20 protein-coding genes and 1 tRNA gene are annotated in these 24,627 nt (G+C 31.9%); 1 reads left to right on the top strand and 20 read right to left on the bottom strand.

Going from position 1 to position 24,627, the window contains the following annotated elements; all coding sequences use genetic code 11:
* Window positions 1-580: 580 nt before the first annotated feature.
* Together ACKGJY_RS06785 and trxB are read right to left on the bottom strand one after the other, a co-directional pair.
* A tRNA-Pro gene (locus ACKGJY_RS06785) sits at window positions 581-655 on the bottom strand.
* A gap of 51 nt (window positions 656-706) precedes the next feature.
* Window positions 707-1,687: a thioredoxin-disulfide reductase gene (gene trxB / locus ACKGJY_RS06780; RefSeq protein WP_413973112.1), complete on the bottom strand. Its 981-nt coding sequence runs from the start codon at window positions 1,685-1,687 to the stop codon at window positions 707-709.
* A gap of 361 nt (window positions 1,688-2,048) precedes the next feature.
* Between trxB and ACKGJY_RS06775 the strand changes: the two genes are divergently transcribed.
* The gene (locus tag ACKGJY_RS06775) at window positions 2,049-3,014 is read left to right on the top strand and encodes a D-2-hydroxyacid dehydrogenase (RefSeq protein ID WP_413973111.1); all 966 of its coding nucleotides are present in this window, start codon (window positions 2,049-2,051) and stop codon (window positions 3,012-3,014) included.
* 91 nt (window positions 3,015-3,105) lie between these two features.
* On the opposite strand, the gene ACKGJY_RS06770 is transcribed toward ACKGJY_RS06775, so the two are convergent.
* From ACKGJY_RS06770 to ACKGJY_RS06685, 18 genes are all read right to left on the bottom strand, one after another.
* The gene (locus ACKGJY_RS06770; protein WP_413973110.1) at window positions 3,106-4,926 is read right to left on the bottom strand and encodes an Ig-like domain-containing protein; all 1,821 of its coding nucleotides are present in this window, start codon (window positions 4,924-4,926) and stop codon (window positions 3,106-3,108) included.
* A 505-nt stretch (window positions 4,927-5,431) separates the two neighbouring features.
* Window positions 5,432-6,484, bottom strand: a complete 1,053-nt coding sequence (locus ACKGJY_RS06765; RefSeq protein WP_413973109.1) for a sugar-transfer associated ATP-grasp domain-containing protein — start codon at window positions 6,482-6,484, stop codon at window positions 5,432-5,434.
* A 523-nt stretch (window positions 6,485-7,007) separates the two neighbouring features.
* Window positions 7,008-9,362 carry a GumC family protein gene (locus tag ACKGJY_RS06760; RefSeq protein ID WP_413973108.1) on the bottom strand — a complete coding sequence of 785 codons (2,355 nt, stop codon included), beginning with the start codon at window positions 9,360-9,362 and terminating at the stop codon, window positions 7,008-7,010.
* Window positions 9,363-9,822: 460 nt separating this feature from the next.
* Window positions 9,823-10,566 (bottom strand): WecB/TagA/CpsF family glycosyltransferase, encoded by a 744-nt coding sequence (locus ACKGJY_RS06755; protein ID WP_413973107.1) that lies wholly within the window; start codon window positions 10,564-10,566, stop codon window positions 9,823-9,825.
* A gap of 62 nt (window positions 10,567-10,628) precedes the next feature.
* The gene (locus ACKGJY_RS06750; protein WP_413973106.1) at window positions 10,629-11,216 is read right to left on the bottom strand and encodes an acyltransferase; all 588 of its coding nucleotides are present in this window, start codon (window positions 11,214-11,216) and stop codon (window positions 10,629-10,631) included.
* 6 nt (window positions 11,217-11,222) lie between these two features.
* Complete coding sequence (locus ACKGJY_RS06745; protein ID WP_413973105.1) at window positions 11,223-12,125, bottom strand: sugar transferase; 903 nt, start codon at window positions 12,123-12,125, stop codon at window positions 11,223-11,225.
* 58 nt (window positions 12,126-12,183) lie between these two features.
* Window positions 12,184-13,668 carry a hypothetical protein gene (locus tag ACKGJY_RS06740; protein WP_413973104.1) on the bottom strand — a complete coding sequence of 495 codons (1,485 nt, stop codon included), beginning with the start codon at window positions 13,666-13,668 and terminating at the stop codon, window positions 12,184-12,186.
* Between the two features lie 97 nt (window positions 13,669-13,765).
* A complete protein-coding gene (locus ACKGJY_RS06735; RefSeq protein WP_413973103.1) occupies window positions 13,766-14,980 on the bottom strand; it encodes a glycosyltransferase family 4 protein in 1,215 nt (404 codons plus the stop codon).
* A 25-nt stretch (window positions 14,981-15,005) separates the two neighbouring features.
* Complete coding sequence (locus tag ACKGJY_RS06730) at window positions 15,006-15,884, bottom strand: hypothetical protein (protein WP_413973102.1); 879 nt, start codon at window positions 15,882-15,884, stop codon at window positions 15,006-15,008.
* Window positions 15,872-16,696 carry a glycosyltransferase family 2 protein gene (locus ACKGJY_RS06725; protein ID WP_413973101.1) on the bottom strand — a complete coding sequence of 275 codons (825 nt, stop codon included), beginning with the start codon at window positions 16,694-16,696 and terminating at the stop codon, window positions 15,872-15,874. Before ACKGJY_RS06725 ends, ACKGJY_RS06730 begins: the two co-directional genes overlap by 13 nt.
* A 2-nt stretch (window positions 16,697-16,698) precedes the next feature.
* A complete protein-coding gene (locus ACKGJY_RS06720; RefSeq protein WP_413973100.1) occupies window positions 16,699-17,979 on the bottom strand; it encodes a hypothetical protein in 1,281 nt (426 codons plus the stop codon).
* Window positions 17,980-18,036: 57 nt separating this feature from the next.
* Window positions 18,037-18,660 (bottom strand): acyltransferase, encoded by a 624-nt coding sequence (locus tag ACKGJY_RS06715; RefSeq protein ID WP_413973099.1) that lies wholly within the window; start codon window positions 18,658-18,660, stop codon window positions 18,037-18,039.
* Between the two features lie 5 nt (window positions 18,661-18,665).
* Complete coding sequence (locus tag ACKGJY_RS06710) at window positions 18,666-19,358, bottom strand: CatB-related O-acetyltransferase (RefSeq protein ID WP_413973098.1); 693 nt, start codon at window positions 19,356-19,358, stop codon at window positions 18,666-18,668.
* Window positions 19,359-19,368: 10 nt separating this feature from the next.
* The gene (locus ACKGJY_RS06705; protein ID WP_413973097.1) at window positions 19,369-20,319 is read right to left on the bottom strand and encodes a hypothetical protein; all 951 of its coding nucleotides are present in this window, start codon (window positions 20,317-20,319) and stop codon (window positions 19,369-19,371) included.
* Between the two features lie 8 nt (window positions 20,320-20,327).
* Window positions 20,328-21,308 carry a hypothetical protein gene (locus ACKGJY_RS06700; protein WP_413973096.1) on the bottom strand — a complete coding sequence of 327 codons (981 nt, stop codon included), beginning with the start codon at window positions 21,306-21,308 and terminating at the stop codon, window positions 20,328-20,330.
* 51 nt (window positions 21,309-21,359) lie between these two features.
* Complete coding sequence (locus tag ACKGJY_RS06695; RefSeq protein ID WP_413973095.1) at window positions 21,360-22,310, bottom strand: glycosyltransferase family 2 protein; 951 nt, start codon at window positions 22,308-22,310, stop codon at window positions 21,360-21,362.
* A 3-nt stretch (window positions 22,311-22,313) separates the two neighbouring features.
* A complete protein-coding gene (locus ACKGJY_RS06690; RefSeq protein WP_413973094.1) occupies window positions 22,314-23,066 on the bottom strand; it encodes an acyltransferase in 753 nt (250 codons plus the stop codon).
* Window positions 23,063-24,589 carry an MATE family efflux transporter gene (locus ACKGJY_RS06685; protein ID WP_413973093.1) on the bottom strand — a complete coding sequence of 509 codons (1,527 nt, stop codon included), beginning with the start codon at window positions 24,587-24,589 and terminating at the stop codon, window positions 23,063-23,065. The genes ACKGJY_RS06690 and ACKGJY_RS06685 overlap by 4 nt, the downstream gene beginning before the upstream one ends.
* Window positions 24,590-24,627 lie beyond the last annotated feature (38 nt).

Genomic DNA, 24,627 nt, shown 5'->3' with positions numbered 1-24,627 from the left:
TTTATCAAATAAATTATTAAATTCTTACATATGCATCCTGTACTTTCTGAATCTTTAATCTAAAGTCTATTTTTCAGAAGAAAACACAAGATGTTACACTATATTTTACTGATTAATAGTCTAGCTATTACTATTATAAGTGGTTTTAAATAAGCATAAAAAATTATTTGGAGATCAATACTGGAATTGTAGTGGTAAATCATAATTTGAGATTCACTTTAGAAAAAACTTTCTAAGTCAATCTCAAATTATGATTTAGTCGGGATGACAGGATTTAGATAATCCTAGAAACCCTCGTTGCAAATCATAATTTGAGATTCACTTTAGAAAAAAAACGTTCTACGTTAATCTCAAATTATGATTTAGTCGGGATGACAGGATTTAGATAATCCTAGAAACCCTCGTTGCAAATCATAATTTGAGATTCACTTTAGAAAAAAAACGTTCTACGTTAATCTCAAATTATGATTTAGTCGGGATGACAAGATTTAGATAATCCTAGAAACCCTCGTTGCAAATCATAATTTGAGATTCACTTTAGAAAAAAAACGTTCTACGTTAATCTCAAATTATGATTTAGTCGGGATGACAGGATTTGAACCTGCGACCACACGACCCCCAGCCGTGTACGCTAACCGGACTGCGCCACATCCCGTTTAAAAAAAGTCAAAGCATATTACTTTGACTTTATCTATTAAACTTATATTTAATTGTAAGTTGACGTAGAAACCTCAAACGTGGCATCTTTTGCAGCTAAATAACGCTCTGCATCTAAGGCTGCCATACAACCTGTACCAGCCGCAGTTACTGCTTGCCTGTACACATGGTCTGCTGCATCACCTGAAACAAACACACCTTCAATATTAGTTTTGGAACTTCCAGGGACATTAATAATATATCCTGTTTCATCTAAATCCAAAAAGCCTTTAAATATATCAGTATTCGGTTTATGACCAATAGCTACAAAAAAGCCAGTAGCAGGAATATCATGTTTTTCATCTGTTTTATTATTAAAAACACGCACACCAGTTACTACTTGTCCATCACCTAAAACCTCATCTGTTTCTGTGTTAAATAGTATCTCTATGTTTTCTGTGTTTTTAACACGTGCTTCCATAATTTTAGAAGCCCTAAACTCGTCTCTACGGACTAACATAGTTACTTTTTTACAAAGTTTAGATAAATAATGTGCTTCTTCACAGGCCGAATCTCCGGCACCAACTATCACAACCTCTTGGTTTCTATAAAAGAAGCCATCACATACTGCACAGGCTGAAACACCACCACCAAGTTTTAAATATTTTTGTTCAGAATCTAAACCTAAATATTTTGCAGACGCTCCTGTTGAAATAATAATGGTATCTGCATGTATTTCCTTCTCATCATTAACCCATACTTTATGAACATCACCAGAGAAATCTACCTTTGTAATCCAACCGTTACGAACATCGGTCTCAAAACGTTCAGCTTGTGCTTGTAACTGCATCATCATTTCTGGACCAGTAATCCCTTCAGGATATCCTGGGAAGTTTTCAACATCATTTGTAGTCGTTAATTGTCCACCAGGTTGAGATCCTTGATACAAAACCGGACTCATATTTGCTCTTGCTGCATAAATTGCGGCTGTGTAGCCTGCAGGTCCAGAACCAATAATCAAACATTTTACTCTTTCTATATCTTCTGCCATAATCTTATCAATTTAGTATAACAAAAGTAGAATTTTTGGAGCAAACCTTACATAGAAGTTATTAACACTATCTATAATCCAATAACGCTAACTTATGACTGAAAAATGCATGTATTTTTAACACTTTTAAGCCTAATACTTTATCATAATTTATATTGAAAAATATCAAAATTTACTTGTTTCATTTTAAAAGTAACATAACCTTTTCGCTTTACACGTTTTAATACACTTACTGTAATTTTATAACACCTATTCTGCTTTAGGAGAAAAAGATTTGTAAACGCTTTTTAGAATCATAGCATTTATACGATGTCCAGTAAAAGTTATCTTATTTTAGCTAATATTTATTATAGTTTTAATTATGAAGATAGTAGTACTAGATGGTTATACGTTAAACCCAGGCGATTTAAATTGGGAAGGCATTTCGCAATTTGGAAATTTAAAAGTTTTTGATAGAACAGCTTATAATGATGACGCTATCCTTAAAAATATAGGAGATGCAGATATTGTTTTTACCAATAAAACCCCTTTAAATAAATCCGTATTATTACAAACACCAAAACTAAAATATATTGGTGTTTTAGCTACAGGATATAATGTGGTAGATGTTGTTGCAGCAAAACAACAAAATATTAGTGTTACTAATGTGCCAGATTATAGCTCGGTTGCTGTAGCACAATTTACTATGGCTCTAATTTTAGAATTATGCCATCATATTGGGTCGCATCATTTAGCTGTTAAAGAAGGAGATTGGATAAAAAGCAAAGATTTTTCATTTTGGAATTACCCCTTAATTGAGTTAGCAGGTAAGACCTTGGGCATCATAGGTTTTGGAAAAATAGGAAAAGCTACTGCAAAACTTGCTGAAGCGTTTGGTATGCATATTTTAGTGTATAACAGAACGGTATATTCTGAATTTGAAAGTGATACCTTAAAGTTTGTGTCCTTAAATCATCTACTACAAACCTCTGATTTTATAAGTTTACACTGCCCGTTAACTACTGAAACGGAGCATATAATAAACGCGTCGTCTTTGACGCAAATGAAACCTAATGCATTTTTAATTAATACCGCAAGAGGCCCACTAGTACATGAGCATGATTTAGCTAAAGCCTTGAATGGTGAAAAAATTGCAGGCGCTGCGCTCGATGTTGTTTCTGCTGAACCTATGGCTGCAAATAACCCTTTATTAACGGCCAAAAACTGTATCATAACCCCACATATTGCTTGGGCACCAAAAGAAGCACGGGAGCGTTTAATGCAAACTACCATTGATAATTTAAAAGGGTTTATAGAAGGTGCACCTTTAAATGTTGTGAATATGTAGCTTTTTACAGTTTATTTATAATAATAAAAAGGGTGTTTTCTTTCGAAAACACCCTTTTTTAAATTAATTATAATAAGTTTATTATGCTATGTTAATTAAAGAAATTTTGTTCTTGTTCGTACCACATAGCGCCAAAAATAAGATTTCCCCAAGAACCCATATCTTCATTGGCTTCCCAAAAACCTGCTAAATATCCCTCATTAATAACTTTTTTTGGAGGATAGCCTACCGCAGTGTTATAAGTATAAAAATCTTTTAAATCATTATTTTTGTAGTAAAGATTAGCTATTGCTGGTATAGCACTTGGTTGTCGCTTTCCTACGGTACTTAGCGGCTCGATACTATTGTCACTCTTTCTAAAAAATCTTAAGTCATTCCAACCGCCATTGGCACTACTTCTCAGATAATTAGACTGTCCTTTTAGCGCCGTAAGTAAACTTTTCTCAGTAATGCCATCAGTGGTACTACCCGCTGCATAACCTTCGTTGGTTAAAGTAGTAGAACCACTTTCTACTCCCTCGACAGTTTTGTAATCGTAAAGTTTATCGCTTGGGTAATGACCCGCCATAGCATCTAAGTGCGCTATTTGTATTATTGCACCAAGACTTACATAAGAGTAAAATACACCTCTCGTAGGATCTTCGTCTTTATTTCTAAAAAGCTCCGCCATAGTGCCGTCTGAGAAAATGCCATACTTAATAAAAGACTTTACAAATTGTCTTGCCCAATGTTCTCGTTCTAAATCATTATTTTTTACAGCTACAGAATGTATGTAAGCTACATACTCCCATTGCCTGTTATTATATATATCCTGAGCCCAAGACATGGTGTATTCTGTTACATCGTTTCCTTGTGCATCTTGTATTGGAGTTGCCGTACTTAAAGCCCCTGTAGGGAACGGAGCATTGTGTATAAACTTACTTTCACCTGCGGTATCCCAATTGTCGCCTAAATAAAATTCAAATCTAGGTTTCAATGCGGCATAAGCTAAATCTGAAAATTTGTTGAACCAAGTTTCTATACTAGACAGTTCACTTTCAGATAATGTTGTTTGTAAGTACTTGACAAAGTGATAAGAATCTAAAGTCTTTTTAATTTTTGAGGTTTGAACCCAAAGTGAGAATTTAGCGTCCCATCTTACAGTACTGGAATTATTCCAAAAAGGAGTATCTAATGAATTAGCGTTTACGGTTTCTAATATTTCTTTAGCAACTGCATTAGCTAAATTAGTATCCTCCATAACATAAGCATAAACCGCAGAAGTATGCAAATATTGTCCTCTAGTTGGAGAACCCTCTGGGTCTCCAAACCAAGGTCTAAATTCGCCAGGGTTAGATAAAAATCGTGTTACAAAGTCTTTAACTTTACTAATATCATCGGAAAAACCAGAACCTACAACATAACCATTATTAAAACGTTCTCTAAGCTGATTTTTTGCTTCTACTGTTAATAAATAGTTTTTACCCTCAATTGATACTACAACTTTACCTTCTCCTGTAAAAACTTCTCCATCTTCTTTAGTCAATTCTACAGTGTAATTTAGCACGTCGGTAGATTTTGTAAATGTGTCTGGTGCAGTATATTCTATGGTATTGTTATCTTTTATCACAACATCGCCATACTCTGGTGTTGTTATGTTAGTAACTCTAATATTAGTACCATTAAATAGACTATCATTTTCTATAATGTTGAGAACTTTTATCTCCTCTGAAAAAATAGCTAAAGTATCATTCACGATACTATATGCATTTTCATCTTTGTCATTGACTTCTTCCTCAATAAAGGGTACTTCTTCTTGTTCTGACACTTCAAAGAGTGCGTCGCTATCTTTAGTACAAGATAGTGTTAGGCTTGAAATCAAAATAAATAATGATAACACGCTAAGCTGTTGTTGTTTTTTGTTGCATTTCATAGGTTAAGTTTTGAGGAATAAAATTACAAAGTAACTGTAATTAATCGCTATAACTACTTTTTTATTCGATGAAATACCTATAAAAAAATTGATTTTATCTACGAATGGTAAATTATACACTATTGAGAGAGATTTATTTTAATTTTTTAATTAGTAAATAATTATTATAATGGCTTTTTAGACGCACACTTACATCTGTCATTCTATTTTGAATTAAATGATGAGTTAAATAAACGTATTAATTCTGTGTGTTACTACGTTTATTTTATAAAGTTTTTAACAAAAAAAGTATAAACACACCCATTGTGCATTTTGAGTTAAAATAAATAGTATAATGACAGTTCATGTGATTTTTTTTAATAAAAAAAATCGTATCGAGAACCAATTCTTATTGAAAAATTCTTATTCTCGATACTAATTTCATTCATTTCAATCGTGAAATTTACTCGAATTGATAGCATTTTTTCAAAATGCACAACGGATAATAGTTATATAAACACTTCAATTATTTCCATAAATGTTCCCACCCTAAATCTTTAAAACATGGGCCTTGTGTAAATTCGGCAAAACCAATTCCTGTATGGAAACCGTTCCATTCCATAATTTGCACCTTATTATCTTCATCTAAAACCATGTCCCAACCTATACATTTTACCATAGCCATATCGTTCTGCAATTTTAATGCTTTGTTTAATACACTTTTAAAATTTGGTATCACTTTATTTTTAAAAACAAAACCAGTATCTGGATGCGTATCCATAGTATACCAAGATTTAGAATGTCCTAAAGCATTAAGTGCGCCTGTTTTAAGATCTATAGGTATAGATATTTGGGAGTTAGATTGTACGTGAGAATCATTACTTCTACCTACCCTAAGATATGCAGCTCTTACAGAAGCATTCCCGCTGTTATCTAATACTGTAACTATGCGAATTGTAGATACCGAATTCGGCATGATACTATTAAAAAACACATGTTGCTTAATATACTTTTGAAACACCCCTTCTCCTAAACGTTTTATCTGTTGCACATCAAATGTATCTTTTTCAAATACAAATATACCTACGCCTTGCGCAGAGTTATTCAATTTAAACACTACTTTATTTGTATCCTTAAATAAATATAAAATAATATTATTATCAGTTAGATATTGGTAATTCTCAGTAAAAAATGATCCATTTACAAAATGACCGACGTCTGGAAAATCAGGGCTGTTAAAAATCTTTTTTGATAACGGTTTTAAAAAGGACGTTTTCCCTACCTCACCTTGTAATTTAGGTACAACTACACTACCAAAATAGTTCTCTGGTATCCACCCTTCTTTAAACGTTCCCAACATGGCACTATAAGCTTTAAGCCAAGGTGCGTATCCTTTCCAACCTAAAACGTCAGCAGCATATGTATTGCATGTTTCTATTAATTTTGGGTTTGTTTTACCCTTAATAGATTCTATGGTTTTAAGTGCATTTTTAGCAAGTTTACTATGAGAAAAATTATAATTATGCGTTTTTACATAGCTTACAATTTGCTTGGAATTTGAAACTAGTTTTGCTTTCATATAGACTACTTATTTAGGATGACAAACAATAGGTTAAAAATATCATGAGTGTAATAACCGATGACGACGAATAACATGTTAGTTATAGCTTATAATTATTTTTAAAAGATGATTAAACTATGTAACCAAGTAAATTAGTTACAATTTTGTTTTAGTTCTAAAATAGGTTAGTTGATTTCTTTGAGGGAGAACATATTATATACGCTATTAAATAGGAAGTATTTACAATACGGATTAACACTGTAGTATATTAACGAGTTGTGCGTTTTAAGTTAAAATAATTAGTTTAATTTCGGTTGGAGTGATTTTTTAATCAATAAATCGTATCGAAAATCAATTCATATATATAAATTCTTAGTCTCGGTACAAATTGCACTCATTTTAATTATATAATTCACTAGAATTGAGAGATTTTTTTTTAAAATGGACCACGGGTAATTTTAAGAAAAACGTATATTTATTAACTTAAATGTCAATCCGCTAAAAAAATTTTATACGCAAGTGAATCGCACTACTTAAACAATTATACCCCATACGTATATCCGTATTTACTCCCGTAACCTAAGTTTCTCTGCGCTACGTCGTTTAATACTAAATTAAGATTTTTTAGTTTTCCGTTTTCTACAGCATCAGTAGTAAATTCCATTAATTTCTTTTCAGTAAAGTTTGCTCTAGTAACATATAATGTTAAATCTGCATATTTATTGATTAAAAATGTATCAGCAACAAGTAACGCAGGTGCTGTATCTACAATAACATAATCGTAATTCTGTTTTAACTCAGATAGCATCGTACGCAATCGGTTTGTTTGTAATAATTCTGCCGGATTTGGGGGAATAGTTCCTGATGGTAACACCCTTAAATTCTCATGAAATTCAGAGTTTTGAAGATAAGTATCTAATTCTTGTTCTTTATTCACCAAGTAATCACTTACTCCCAATGCCTTATCGAGACTTTTTTGATAGCGTTGCAACTGTGGATTGCGTAAATCTCCGCCAACTAATACCACTTTTTTGCCAGTTGACGCAAGTGTTATCGCCATATTAGTAGACACAAAGGTTTTTCCTTCTCCTTTTACAGTTGAAGTTACAAAAATGGATACACCAGCATCCGATGTTTTTTGTGATGCCCCTACAAATTGTAAATTTGCTGATAAAATTCTAAAGGCTTCTGCCAAAACTGAGCGGTCGTTTGTAGTTATCAACTCAGAATCCTTAGTTTTAATACTTGGTAGTTCTCCTAATATGGTAAGGTTTTTAGTGAGTTTTTCTAAATCTTCTCTACTATTAATTTTATTGTTGAGTAGTTCTTTACCACGAATTACCAAAAAAGGTAATAATAGCCCTAAAATAACGGCGGCTCCTAATACGATTTTAGGACTAGGACTAATAGTGCCTCCAGAGCTTGATGCATTATCTACAATTTTAGCTTTGGGACCCGTTACCGAAAGCTCTAAAGTATTTTCTTCACGCTTTTGTAATAAAAACAAGTACAACGATTCTTTAATAGATTGTTGACGTTCTATACCTCTTACTTGACGTTCTTGCCCTGGCATTCTAGCGATTTGAGATCCAATAAATCCAGTGCGTTTCCGTAAACTTTCTTTTTGTATGACTAAGTTTTGACGCTGATTTAACAAACTCTGCTTTACATTACTTCTAAGTAAATCTATTTGTTCATTTAAGCTAACAACCAACGGATTTTTGTTTGTTGAACCTGCAAGTAGTTTATCGCGCTTTATAATTAAATCGTTATAATTAGTTACAAATCCGTTAGTTTCAGATTCTAGACCTAAATTAGCGGGTAACAAATCGTTGCTTCCAGAATCTAAATAACTTAACATAGAGCCTGTAACTTCAAGCTGAGTTGCTACTTGCTGTTGTTGTTTGTTATATTCACTAACATTTTGAATCATCATACTAGATTCTGCACCAATGTCAGTTAATCGATTCACTTGTTTAAAAGATTCTTTACCAGACTCTACAGAATCTAATTCACTGTTTATAATACTCAAACGTTCATCAATAAAATCTGCTGTATTTTTTGCTATTAGGTTTTTATCTTCAATAGCTTCTCTATTGTATTCAAATATTAATTGATTCAAAACATCTTCTGCTCGCTTTGGAACACGATCGGTTAATCGTAATTTGATTAAGGTGGCTTTATCATCAATTAATTCTACTTGTAATTTTCTATTATAAGCAGCTGCTACACTTTTTATGGGTAAAAATTTAACATTCACTTCAGTCCAACTACTAATATTAGTGGTGTCTGCTGTGTTATTCTTAATAACGAAATCCACAAAATCTAAATCTACGTGAGTATTAAATTCTGCATCAATTTTTGTACCTGAAGCTTCATTAGTAACTTGTAACGTGCCTGGGCCTTTGTATCCTACAGTTAAAATATTGGTTTCATTTTTTATGGCTTGCCTCAATTTTTGTTCATCTAAACGTAATATTTCAACTTTAATAGGACTAGAATCGTATAGCGGTTGAGCTACAAAATCAGTATTATTAAGGTATTGTATATTTAAATCTAACGCTTTTACAGTATTAAACATCAATCGTTTAGATGTTAATAAGCCTAACTCGTTTGCCATACTATTAGAACTTAGACCTCCAGATAACAAATCGACATCAAAACCGTTAGAAGTTCTTGCGCCACCATTTCCTTTTTCATCATTTATAATGATACTAGCCACACTTGTGTAATGATTTGGTGCATATTTTATAAAAGCTACTGCTGCAGCTAAAAAAATTGCAGTAACCACAACAAACCATGGCCAAAAACGTTTGTACTTATCCAAAATCTCACGTACATTTATGTCGTTACTATCCTCAGCAACAGGTAAGTATTTATATTTTTCTTTAGCCATTATTTATATATTTTAGGGGAAAATTGCTTTTGTTCGTAAGTTGTATTAAAATTCAATATTATACCCGTTGAGCATTTTGAAAACATTCTGTCAATTCGAGTGAATTTCACGATTGAAATGCATGAAATCTGTATCGAGAATAAGAATTTTTAATATGAATTGGTTCTCAATACGATTTTTTTATCAAAAAAACCATTCGAACTGACATTACACTGTTTATTTCAACTCAAAATGTACAACAGGTTATATTTATAAATCAAGATTTTAAAATATGTCTAATTTGTAAACAAAGTTAAAAAAATACTACTTCTTCTAAAATGAGTTGGTCTATTATAGTTATAATTTATATTTTTAAACTAAAAGTTAACCGTTTTTTGATGATGTAATTATCTGGTTGCAGCAAATATGCGATATTCTTAATCTATAAATTAAAAAACGCGCTGATTTAAACCATAATAGATTAAGCCACTGCTTTAGGTTTTAGTTTAGCTTTAATGAGATACTTCCCAAAAACAACACCAAAATAGATATAACGTTTCCACATACGTTTTGGCTCTTTTACTAACCTTCCTAACCATTCTAAACCAAGTTTTTGCCACACTTTATTAGGTCTTGTTACTGTACCAGCATAAAAATCAAAAACGGCACCAATAGCACAAATAGGGCCATTAACATTTAAGGCTTCTTTATGTTGTAAGCTCCACTTTTCTTGTTTAGGGGCTGTCATCCCTACAAATAAAACATCGGGTTTAAAGGTGTTAACTTCAGAAATTATAGTCGCATTTTCTTCTGTAGAAAATTCTTTTTTAAATGGCGGAGAATAACTGCCTACTCTGATATTAGGATAGTCTTTATTTATGCGCGCTTCTATTTTTTGTAAGGTGTCTTGAGATGCTCCCATGTAAAAACAAGAGCCATGATCGGTATTTAGACGTTCTAATAAAAATTGGTGAATATCAGCTCCAGCAATTTTTTTAATTTTTTTACCTAAAAGCCATTTTGCAGCAACAACAATACCTACACCATCAGGTAAAAGTATATCCGAAACGCGCAAAGCTGTTTTAAACTGTTTGTCTTTTTCTGCGATACAATAGGAATATTGATTAATAGTATTCACAACCATTTTTTTTCCCTTAGGTATATGTTCTAGTGCATCAGTAAACACCTCATAACCCAAACAAGATATTTTTGAAAGTGTGTTCATAAAAAAGACGATTTCTTAATTAAATTTTAGTCAAAATAAGATATTCGAACTATTTTGAATATTTACTTTTTGTTTATCCCTGACACTCCTTTATAGGCACTATGTACTTTTAAAAATTCTTTCTCTAAAGCTATATGATTTTTTAAGTCAATATCATTAGAAAAACGTGTCGCTATTTTTTTTGCAGGATTACCGCCATAAATAGTATAAGGTTCTGTACTTTTTGTAACTACAGCACCCGCAGCTATAATGCAACCTTTAGTAATTGTTACGCCACTCATAATAATAGCACCGTAACCTACCCAAACATCATCTTCAATGGTTGTGGTATTATGTAAGCCTTTCCACGTATAGTCTTTATCTCTTATTCTGGAGGCCATACGAATTGGCACGCCTATTTGCTGGTAATGGTGATCGTATTTGCCAACAACTGCAACATTATCTGCAAAAATCACGTTGTCTCCAATTAAACAATCGGTTTCAATTTGAGAATCTCGACCTATGTAAAAGTTATTCCCAATAGTTAGCTTATTTTTAGCCCAAAGTTTAACTCGCATCCCTGCATAGAAATTATCTCCTATGGTATACTGTTTCCATTTTATCTTTTTAAGATAAAAAAAACGTAATTTTTTTATGGCATCTTTAATCATAGCTAACTATAATTTCAATAAAGTTTCAATTTTAGAACGTATTCTAGCCATAATTCCCATTTTAGATTGAAATTTCTTTTGATACTTTTCGGTGATTTCAATACTACTTGGAAAATCAAAAACGTTTGAGTGTTCTTTATCTAAATACGGTATATATCGTTTTTCAGAACCGTTTGTATGTGTAGCATGCGCATCAAAACCATTATTATAAACCTTAGATCCTAAGGGGTAAAGCGTTAAACCTTTAATTTTAAATTGATGATAAAACCAACGAATAGCCCAAGAATCTAAGCTACCAGACATTTGTTTATCTAACATCGCATTGAGGTCTGACCCGCCTTTAGCAAACGCTTTTCGCGCTTTGGAGTTTTTAGAAAAACTATCATAAGATGCGACTTCCCAATCTACTGCTTCCCATCTATCGCGCCATGTGGCCCAACCCCAAGACCAACCTCTGTTTAAAAAATACAACGTATTAGGGTTTTGGTCTTTTAAACGTAAATCAAAAGCATAGCCTGATATTGAAAATACTTTATCTTCATTTTTATACGCGTTTAGTGCGCCATTCATGTACGACAAAAAATTTGGAGTTGTTAGTAAATCATCCTCCAAAACTATAACCTGATCAAAGCGTTCCATTACATTGGTTACCCCTCCAATGATAGAGTTTGCTAGACCTTTATTAACAGGAGCCTCTGTAATAGTTACTGATTTAAAACCATCAATTGTTTTTAAAAAGCGTCTTATATCATCTATAACATGCTGATCACTTTCATGTTTAGCGCCATCTGAAAAAATAAATAAATCTGATGCTGAAGCTAGTTCATTACGCTTTAAAGCGTCCACCGTATTTTTTAAAGCATCTAATCTTTTATATGTAAAAAGTAATATGGGTGCTTGTTCGGTCATGTTATATCAATTAAATATGAATGCTTAAGGTTATGTTTAAAATCATAAAACTAAAAGCTTATCTATTATACTTTTCAAAGCCTAATTTAGCTAATATACTCTTGAATTTATATTTAACTTTTGTTTTGGTAGTTTCAGGATTTATTGGCTCTAATAACACTTCGGGCCAAAGTTTTTTCATCGTATCACGATACAATGTATACTTAGGTTTAGAACGGTATTTTGTATCTATACGAAGCATAATATCTAAAAGTTCACGATTATTAAACGGTGTAAATGTATCGTGAACAATATCCCACTCCAACTGGCTTTGAGTTTGCCAGCTTCCTGTACTTACTTCCCAATGAAATAAATCTAAAATATTGTACCCTTTGTTATTAGCTGCTTGTTTAACCTCATCATACCAATCAGAAATTCTTTCTCGTATAAATGGAATACCTTTCCATTTAGGATTGATATTCATGATGTCTTCGCTAGATTTTATATTTGGATGACTGCCATTTTTATAAAAGAAACAACGCCCAGTTTCTGAACAACTGCCTTTAACAGACATGGTATCTTCTGGGAAATTTTGAGAAATACCGTAAGCAATATAACCCCAATCGTCAATATGAGCCATATCGGAATTACCTAAGTATGCTGCTTTAAAATCTTCACTTATAGGTAATCTACAATCCATTACTTTATAGTTTAAATCTAGTTTATTTGATAAAGACGAGGGTATTTTAATATCATCAGATGCAGCATCTAAATCTCTATACTGCAGTGTATAAAATAGCATATTTTTCTTTGCATTTTTACTAGCACTAAGTAATATTCTACTATCAAAACCGCTTGTAAGCCCTAAACCTAAGTTATATTTTTTACTACCTGCATCTAATGTAAGTTTTAAAAGTTCAGCAAATTTCGCTTTACTTTCTTCATAATGTTCTATATGTAATTGCTTAACAGGCCAATATCGTGTTTGCGTTAAAGTTTCGCTTTTTAAATAGTGGTTAGCTACCATATGATAAACACCAGGATATAAAGATGTACCACTAGGAAACCAATTTTCTTTACTCCCTTTTACATAGTCTGAGTTAAAGTAACTATGATAACGGTCTTCTTTAACAATTAAGTCTTCAGTTACCAATTGCAATAATAATGGTTGAGAAGCTGCATAAAACTGTTGCTTGTGTTTTGTATAAAACAGGGATTTTAATCCACAAGCATCATTAAAAAAAGTAAAGCTATTGTTGTCTTCTATAATTAGTACAAATCTACCCACTAACCCATACAATACTTTTGCTATACCTTCTTCGTTTTCTTGATCTAACAGCGTAGTTAGCATATCTATGTTTGGCAATTCGGGGTGTCTTGGATCAAGTATGTGTCCTAATAAAATACCCTTTTTACCGTTGCTACTCGTTTGCGTAAGCAAACAATCTGGATGTACATATAGATGATGATTACCTAATGTATCATGATTCCAATCATTCAGTTCGGGGCTCGATGTAGGAGACAATAAAAATTGTCTTCTAAATTTTAAATTATTTACACTCATACTTTATTACATATATTCAACATTAATTACTTGTCTATATGAAGGGTTGGTTCACTATAGAAATAAAAAGAACGTGTTTGTCTCTAAAAACAAGTTCTTAATAAAATTTTTCTGAAATTTTTTTTACTTTATTTTCTAAGGTCTGCTTCAACGCATAATTATGTGCGTTTTCAGACAATCGCTTTAATTTTTTTCTGTCTTTTTGTAAATTCTCAATAAAGTTTGACAACTCCTTTATAGTTTTATCAGGCGTATCAACACTAGCCGTAAATCCTCTATCATCATTAATCATCAAGCCTTGTCCGTGAAGATTTAGCGTAATAACCGGTAAACCAAACGCCATGGCTTCAATTAATTGCACACCTCCAGAATCTCTTAACGATGTAAATAAAAAAGCATCGTGGCTTTTGTAATAGCTTCTTACCGCCTCAAATGGTACTCTACCTACCCAATTTACTTTATCTTCTAAATTATACGCTTTTCTTTTGTCGAGGAAATCATCTTTCATGTCGCCATCTCCAACTACAGTTAAAGTAATGTTAGGATGATTTATTAATGCTTTCATAACGTCTAACACCAATAGTATCCCTTTTCTAGGCAAAAAACGGCCAACCCATAATAACTTTAACTCTTGCCTGTTTTCCTCAAATGTTAATGTTGTGTCCTTAAAAAATGTTTTAGGTAAAGCCGCATCCAAATAAGGCACCACATGTTTTGCTCCCATTTTTTTTGCCATTACAGCAGTATCTTGATTTGATGTAAAAATCACTTTAGCTTTTTTTACCATGGCTTTACACGCAGGATTTACTTTTAGTAATAGATTACTTATTTTTTCTCGCTTTAACTCTGTTTGCCAATGTTCTTTAAAATAACTTTTGTAGGCTTCGGGCGCTTTTTGGCCTCCACCTGCTGGTCCAAATAAAAAAGGAATGGGTAATTTATACATAAAAGACCCCTGTTGCAAACTTCCCCAAGTGACATGATGCGCTAAGTTAAAGTGCCTTGTTTTAAGTAGTTTCTTTGCATGTTTATAGGCTAACCATTGCCAAATTAAATAGTGGGAATACATACCCAGTTTCGTCCAAAAATATATCTTATCTAAGCCTAAAGGCAAATCGACATAAGCCATTTCTAAATTTGGATTATTTTGATTTGAACGTGTTATAGCCGCTTTCCCTTTACTGGTTGTGATACAATATACCTTATGACCATATTTGGCCAATTGGTCTGCCCAATTATAACCGTTTCCAGGTTCTGATCCCTTTGAGGGGTCACAAGAATATGCCGATAATACAACGCTCTTACTCAGCATTTTTTAGTTAAATTAAAAGAATTAATTAGAATTTAGCCCTTTTTTCTATCAACTTCTTTTTAAGTCGATTTACTACCGTTAAACCTACAGTATGCAGTGTTTTTAACCAACCATCAATACTGACTGAAAACATAAAAGGATGGTATTCTTTTTTGGAAAGTGCCACAAGTTGTGCTTTATCTGCTTGTAACACATAACCGAGATTGTGTCTTAAAAAAGGAAAACCATGATTAGAGGTTTTAAAGGGAACCCTTAAAATACCATCTTTTTTATTAAACCCATTATATTGATTAATATCAAATAAGGACTTACTCGATTGAAAGTAAAAATAGTCTGTTTCAGGAGTTATAAAATTAGCTATCTCAAAAAAACTAGCACGCTCGGTATTATTATACTTAAATAATAATGGATCTGTATGCGGGTTTGAGTTTTGTACAATCAAGTTTAAATTTAATTGTGCGTTAAACGCATATACCTGTTCTGCTTTTAATAAGCCTCCATACAACATTGCTGCAAAACCTCCTGCGGAACTACCAATAGCAAATACTCTATATCCTTTTGTTAATTCTTTTAGTAAATCTAACAGTTTAGTAGGCGTATTATGTGTTGCATTAATGCCTTCTATATACCATTGTTTTTGGATGTCTCGAATAAATATATGTTTGTGTGCTATTCTTAAAAAATTACGTTGCCACTCAAATTTATCTCTAACTAAAATACTATTTTCAAAAGCCTTTGCTGTGTTGGGGTAATATAATTCATTACTACTAAAATAAAGCACACAAAGGTCTTGTTGCACTGCATTACCTTCATGTAGTTTTACTTTATAATTATTAGAATTTTCATAGATTGATGTTACCTCTGGGCTATCTATCTGAAAAATAAAATTATCTACTGTTTCCATAGGTTAGGTATCAAAAGTCTCAAATGAATGGTTAACATGTGTTTTATAGCTAAGCCTAAACCAAAATGTCTTTTTATATAGATAAAATAGTATTTGGGATGGCTATTTCCTAATGGGGAATACAAGGCCTTAACTCTTTCTTTAAAAGGTGTATGGCTGTAACACCATTTCGGCAAATAGTCGTTACTCTCGCAAGTGCCTAAATATTGTTTTGTGGTTATAAGTGTAAAGCCTTTTGCCATGGCACGCTGCCCATAATCAAAATCGCCAATAGCATGCGGAAAAATTGGATCTAAATTACCTACCGCATCATACACTTTTTTGGGGACTAGTAAGCAATTACCATTGATGCTATGACACTCTTGTATGCTCCCGTTAGGTATAACAGGTGTACCACTTTTAGTTTGCCCTCCATAAGTAAATGCGCCTGTTTTTTCACTGCAGAATGCTGCACAAACCACAACATTATTATCTTCTGCTATAGCACATTGTAATACATCTTCTGGTGCATTTGGATATAAAAATGTATCATCATTTAATAACATGTAATAATCGTACTGGTGGTGCTTTGATGCAGTATCCCATGCTAAATGCATCCCTCTATTCCAGTATAAACTCCCAGTGCCCTGTATAACATTTACCTGAGGAAATGTATCACGAACACTTTGTCCTGTGCCGTCTGTAGAACCATCATCCACTAAATACACATCTAAACTTGCATTATCTGGAATAGAAGCAAATAAATTTTCTAAGCATGCCAAGGTTTTATTTACCCTATTAAAACAGGTAAGCAACACAGCAATTCTATACATAATTACGATTGTTTAATAACGCGTACTTTTTTTAAAGTCGCTTTTCTGTAGCGTATATCGAAAATACCGCGTACCCAATATTTAAATTCGCCGTCAGTCATATTTCTAAATGATACGGAGTAGCACATCCCAATGATTAACCATAGGAAAATATAAGACAAATCGAAACGGCTAAAATCTTCTACCCAAGCATAAGTCCATCTAAAACAAATATACACCGCTAGTATTTTCATAAACCAACTTTTAGATTTGTATAAGGCCAAATAAGAGGCTTTTAAAAATATTAAAAAGTATAGTACAACACCAACTAAACCTGTCCACGTAAAAACATTTAAAATAGAAACCTCATTACCGTAACGTTCAAACTTACCAGTACCAGTTTGCGCTTCTATTTGTGCGCCAAATAATTCTGAATCGTTACCACGAGCAAAGGTTCTACCAAACCATATATAGTTGTTTTTTATTGCTGAAGCAATTACCTCTACATACAACAAAGTTCTAGTATCTGCTGTTAAATCTTCTGCTTCACCACTACTACTACTTGTTGTATATTCTCCTTCGGTATAATCGCTTATTTTAAATATGTTAAATTTTCCAGTAAGCCCTAATCCAAATAAAACTAAAGGCAATACTAGTAGAGCAATACGACTCGCCCCTAGAATATTTTTATTCACAAAAGGGCGTAAATAATACAATAAACCAATAAGCAAGGGTATTATAAACTTTATCACGTTACTACGAGCTGCTAAACTTGCGGTGACTGCAATAACTGTAAAACTTAAAATTACAATTTTCCACTTTTTCGTTAGTAGCGGCATAAAAAGCAACATAAAACTTACAGGTATTAAATACACACCATAAGCTCCTCTATTCATAACTAGTATAAAGAGAAAAAACGCTGGTAAAAAAAATTTCATGTAATTATGAAAAACAGCTTGTACTATTAAGCGGTTGGTACTTATAAATATGGTAAGTGGTAATAAAAACACAAACCCGCTAGTAACCAAATTTTTCCATTCCCAATAATTGTCTGCAATGAGGCAACCGCGGACAATCACACTTATATTCCAAAATAAAAACAAGAATACAAGTATTGTATTGCGATTATTTGCACGATCGTAAAATTCCTGTTTTACCTTAAGAATTGAAAATATTATGATTGTATTGATAAACCAAAATACAAATATACCACCTAATGAAAAGCTTGACCAATGCGCTATTGTTCTTAATACTGTTAATAACAGTAAAAGTATTATTGCGTTTTTTAGTTTAGGAGTAATCATTAAATTATTATTGCTGGAAGTAGTATTATGATATCAAAACACAGTATCCATTTATACTTAAGAACTTATGGATTTTATTTTTTTTGCTGGATTCCCACCCCAAATTTCATTAGCTGGCACACTATTAGCAACCAGAGAACAAGCACCTATAATAGAATTCTCGCCTATAGTTACACCTTTTAAAATTGTAGAATATGCCCCTATAAATACATTGTCTTCAATTGTGATAGGCGATACTTTTTTATTTTCAAAATCTTTTTGCATAGACATTCTATTCATCTTATCAAGACTGTGAAAATCGGTATCATATATGCATACGCCACCGCCTATCTTAACATTATCACCTATGTATATGTCTGTATGACACACTAAAGCCGTTTGGCTAATATTAGTATTCTCGCCAATAATTAATTTTGCACCACAATTCACAAAAAACATACATGGTTGCATACAACCAATAGGATTTGACGCAGGAGTATTATTCATTCTAAACCCTTTACCTATAGACATATACCCACCTCTCGCTACCATTATTTTAGGTATTCCTTTAGTACTTAAACCTTCATGTTTAATTTTATTTAAATAAAACAAAACTCTACATAAACATCCATCACAAAAATATTTAAACCTAAAAAACAACTTTCGGAATCCTTTATATAATAAACTTAAAATATGCTGCATTAGCTTTATTTACTATTAATTATTTCTTCAAACTTAGCTCCCATGGCTTTTATTTCATGGGGTTTTTTTGTCCACCACTGTGTTTTTAACATGGCCTCTCGCTGATTTTCATTAAAGCGATACTTAATTAATTTAGCAGGTACACCGCCAACTATAGCATAAGGAGGTACATCTTTGGTTACTACTGCACCTGCCGCAATAATAGCACCATGCCCCACAGAAACGCCATCCATGATAAGTACCTCGGCACCTATCCATACATCACTTCCTACTGTAATCATCTCGTACTCGTCATAGTCCTCAGTTTGTTCCATTATGGGTTCCTTAAAATATGTATGTGGTTTATAAAACATACGCGCTGTAGAGAATAAATGTGTGGGATGACTGCCTAAACCTATTCTTACACCGTGAGCTATAGAACAATAATTACCTATTTCTGCGTTTTGAATAATACAATCAAAATTTGTGTAGGAACAAAACCCTATTGTACTGTGGTTTAGCGTGGTATTATCATAAATACTAGTATAATCACCCACACTAACATCATTAGTAAAATTACATCCTTTAGAAATTTTAGCATTAGGAAATCGCCTGCTGTTTTGTATATCTCTAGCTTTATTATTGGCTAACTCCAAAATTCCTTTAATTAAGCCTAAAGGAAACCAAACTATACGTGCTATTTTTTCTTTAGTTGTCATTATTTACGTTTTACCAATAACATGCGCCTTCTACAACATTTGCATTTTTAGGTTTTTCATTGTCTCCTGGACGCACCCAATGCTCATTAAATAAATTCATGTAAGGCCAAACTACATAATTTTCCCAACGCTTACCTTTAATACCAAATAGCAGCTGTGTGGCTCCTGCCATATGTATAGCTTTTTTACCAGTTCGTTTAACATGAGCTGCTAAAGGGAAACCGTAAGCACCGCAACCTATAATACAAATATCATAATCTTCGGCGTCTATTTGTTGTTTCATAAATTCTAAAGCTTCAAACCAATCTTTAAATTCGGTTTCTGCTCCAGCTACACTTTGTACTGCCTTTATAGTTTTGAGTTCAAATTCAGGTAATAGGTTGTTATCAAATAATAGTTCTCTTTTTTGATACTGCTGTTCAATAGTATTGGCAAATGGGTGTACTACTAATACTTTTTTTCCTTCTAAGGCTTTAGTCCATGGGTTGGTGCAAAAGAAGGGTTCTAAATCCTCTAAAACAATACGTTTAGCATGAGTTAGACCGTCTTGTAAATAACGCTCTTCGTATAACCAAGATCCCAAAATATCAACTTCTTGTGTGTCTTTCAACATTAAATCGCAAAAGGTTTCTATGTTTTTTTGAGTAGGTGGAAAAAAACCACTCCACACCTGTAATTGTTTCATTACGGATGGTTCCCACCACCATTTTAAACTTTTACCCTTAATAAAATCTAATTTACTTTGGTTATTCTTTTTTACACCTATGTAATTTATGATGTTAACCATTTCTGTAGACCCGTATCTGGCAATCATACATGGTGCATCTTTACTTAAAATATCAAAAACTAGCTTATTAGCGTATTCCTTATTAGAAAACAGTTTCCAATTTCTACCTTCTTTTAAGCTTGTACCAGTAACTATTGTATGTCCTTTTTTTAAAAATTTTAGAACGTTCTTCATATTATCAATCAGTTTATAACTACATCTCCATCTTTTGATGCTACTACCCAATCTTTGGTTTTAGGGTATCCGTGCCAAAAATCGGGAGGTACTATTTTTAGTCCTTTATTTAATAGTGCTGGTTTATAAGAAAATGAACTTTTACTTGTGATTAAAACATCAGCAAATACCATATGTAAAAAAGAGTCTTGAGCACTCATATCTAAACAATATATAATATTATCAAACTTCTTAAACTCTGGAAAATCGCTCTCTTTTCCTTGAGAAAACAAATATATTTTAATTTGCTTTTCTGTATCCATTTGTTGTAATACGTTATTAAGTGTATTAACAAAATAGTCATTACTCTGCCAGCGCTCTACATTACTGGATTGTCTTTGGGTTTTCCACACTACTATATCACCTCTACGCACATGAATAGCAACATTACAATATTTTTTATCATAAACAACGTTATCATTTATTCTAGCTGTTGCGTTATAAAATTTATGCTGTAAATCATCTATAACCCCTATTTGTTGCTCATAAAATTGATCTTGTTCTGCTACCAAAACAACTCTTTTACCTACGTATGCATTTATTATACGTTTTATAGTGCTTAGTTGGACTATTTGATGTTCATCAAATAGTGGTAATTTAACTTTTTTGTATCCTTTATTTTCAACTAAATCGGTTACTGTCGTTTCATGTTCCCCAAAACCTAAAAAAGTTTCCCAACTACTACTTGAAAATGGTATATGTGCAAAATCTAAATTAAAATACTTAGCAAACCAAAATCCTGCTATCCAGTTAGCCATTTGGTGTCCTATACCGGCACCTTCATTTGGTTTTGCTGTAAAGTATATTGTATTTTTAGGATTAGTATTAGTTTTTTTATGAATTAAATGATACCAATAAGATTTATAAAGAAAAAAATAAATTTTTTTATGCTTTGTAGCTTGAACTACCTTTTGCCAGAGTTTCCTTTTTATAAGAGATGTAGTTCTCATCAAGTCCGAATTAGTTTTTAAAAATTACTAAATTATTTTAATTTATAATAATTAACTACTTCTAGGATATCCACGCAAACGCCATCTGATTTTAGAGGCGTAAATATATCCAATGGCAATTTTATTATAAATAGGCTTTTTATATAAAGATAATTCCCAATTGTTGAATTCTGATAACAAGTCATCATTAAGATTTGTTTTAAAAAAATGTATATTATCATAATCTTTAGACTTCAAAAAGCCTAAGAAAAAATGTCGTAATTCATATTTTGTAAAAACTAAATATGTTTTATTTTTTTTACCAGAATTACTCCATGTATTGTATACCATATTAAACCTACTACAAACGTGTTCTCTAATATTATTAATTGGAGTTGCAGTAGCTTGCCCATCCACATCACCTACATAAATACTCAAAGGGAAACCACAGTAAACAGTTTGAGTTTGTAGGGCTAATGTACAAAACAGCGCATAATCTTGATTCCTTTTCATTCCTTTAGGGAAACCTTCTGTTTTACTAAATTCTGTTTTAGTAACTATTGTAGCACTAGTATGAAGAAAGACATTGGGGTTTTCATAAAAATCAATCTTAGTTATTAAATTATTATATTTATTTGCTAACCTTAAGTGTTCTATACCTGCAGATCGAACTTTTCCTGCACAACAAAACAAGCCTGCCTTTGGAAATTTTTGTATAGCTTCGTGCATTTTAGACAAGTATTCTGGAAGCCATTCATCGTCACCATCCAAGAAAGCAACATATTCGTATTTAGCATGACGGACACCCTCATTACGAGCGACACTTACACCTTTATTGGACTGATTAATAATTCTAATTCTATGGTCTGTAGTAAAATCTTTAATAACTGAAATACCGTTATCTGTACTACCATCATTTATAATTACAACTTCAAATTCTTTATAAGTTTGCTCTAAAACTGTTTCTAAAGTACGTGTTATGGTATGTTCCTTATTGTAAAGTGGGATGACTACTGATATCATATTTTAAAGATTATTTTTAAAAATTTTAATTTTGGTATCATTTATAACCGAATTTGAAGATGGTATTATAGTGTTTGACAATAAAGTTCCGTAACCTAATATACATTTATCGCCTACTTCTGAACCCTTTAATATCGTAACGTCTTTAGATATCCAACAATCATTCCCAATTAATACTTTTTTTGTTTTCGGCTTTTCTATTTCATGTCCAAAAATGGGAAAATAAGAATCTGTCATTTCTCTACGTTTACTAGCAGAATAAATATTATGTGTATTTGTATCCCAAATCATTACGCGATAAGATATTTGATTATAATCGCCAATTACAATATTATCATCACATCGTATTTCTGATTCTGAATTGATGTTATTTCGATTCCCTATTTTTAAGATACCTCCGTATCTTACCAAAATATTACATTGAATTCTGTTATAACTACCAATTACAACTTCTCCAGAATTAATTGTAATTGAACTATTCCTTTGCATATAGCCATTATTAACAAAACTATTTTCTTGTATTACAAGTTTTCCAGAGATATTAATATTTACATTTTTTATTAAAACGTTTTCTCCTATATACAATTCAGCTCCTTCTAACAAGTTTAAGCTACAGCCTTCAATGGATACAGATTTATGAAGATGTAATTTTACATTTTTTGAAACCCTTATTCTGTTTTTTTTTAAAAAAAAAATTTTGAAACCTACTAGTCTGTATGCTTTAAAAAGTAATAGTATTTTCTTTAAAATTTTCATTTAAATCTATTTCTTAGGTTTTTAAATATTTTTTCAATTAACTTTTGTTCGTCAATCGTAAAACCAATATACCATATACTAGTTATAAGTAAAGTAAAACTTATTAATCCTACAATAAATAATCTCACAAAACCTTCTTCTAAAAAAATATGAGGTATAAGTGATAATAATAAGACTATGAAAAATGTTATAAAACATTTAAACACCACATTTTTCAAAAATAAGCTGATAGATAAGTCGCAATATTTTTTTGCAAAAAAGAGTATCATAATACTATTAATCAAAGCATATATAATAAAAACAATGTATAAAAAATATGGAGGATAGTCAAATTCAAATAAAACATAACTGATTAATAACGGAAAGAAATTAAGTGCTGAAGTATAAATTCTGAATTCCTTAATATCTCCTACAGCACCAATGGAAGATGTTAAAGTATAGAACAATTGTTCTATTAAATTTCTAACTAAAAGCAACACACAAAAAATAATAGCATATTCTGGAACATTAACCAACCAAAAACCTAGAATAAAAGGCATTTCAATCATCGCTGGAATAAAAAATAAAACTAATAAAAAGAATGACATTTTACTTCCAAAAGCTGAAGCTTTTAACATCAAACTACGGTTACCAGCACCTTCACTTTTGGCAAGAACAGGATTTAAAGCTTTAAGCATAACACCTGCAAACGCACCTAATTGTCCAGCAACTTGGTTTGCTACACCTTGAGAAGCATTTACTCTAGTGCCAAAAAAAACATTAAGTACTATACCTTGACCGTAGTTAGCAATAATACTAGTTGAAGACCCCAGAAAAGACCATCCTGCAAAGCTTGTCATTTCTTTAAATAAAGATTTATCGAAATATTTTCTAACTCTAATTTTAACTTCAGAATAATTTTTATGGCAATATATTTGCTTAACAAACAATAAAAGAATCGTTAAACAAGTCATTAATAATCCATAAACATATAATTTATCTCCTAAAGATTTAGTTATAAAAAGTGCTACAGCTAATTTTAATATTGATTCTACAACCCTTAGAATAGAAATAAGAAGCATATTTTCATGAGCATTGATTACTGCATCATATGGTACTGAATATATTGTAAAAAAAGTACTAATGATTAAAAATTGATAGACATTTTTAGCTGTTTCTATTCTATCATTTGCTACATTAAGAATACCATCGAATAGATAATAGCCCAATACTTCTAATATTACAACAATTATTAAACCTATTAAAAAATGTAGAGCAATGCTTATATTAAAGATTTTTAATTGATTTGAATAATTATTTTGACCTTTAGCAAATGACATAAACCTTTGTGAAGCTGCTGTCATTGCTGTATTTAGAAAGGTAAGCATAGCTATTGCACCACCAACTAAATTATATATTCCAAAATCTTCAGTTCCTAGTGCATCTAAAACTAAACGGGTTGCATATAAAGATATAAATACAGTAATACCCATTTGTGCATACAAAAAAGCTGTGTTTTTAGCTACTCGGTTGGCTTCCTGCATAAGTTATATTTGTATAAAATTATATATTTGAAATATTA

Source organism: Hyunsoonleella sp. 2307UL5-6 (assembly GCF_047345485.1).
Classification (GTDB): Bacteria; Bacteroidota; Bacteroidia; order Flavobacteriales; family Flavobacteriaceae; genus Jejuia.
This window is presented reverse-complemented; position numbering and strand designations above follow the sequence as displayed.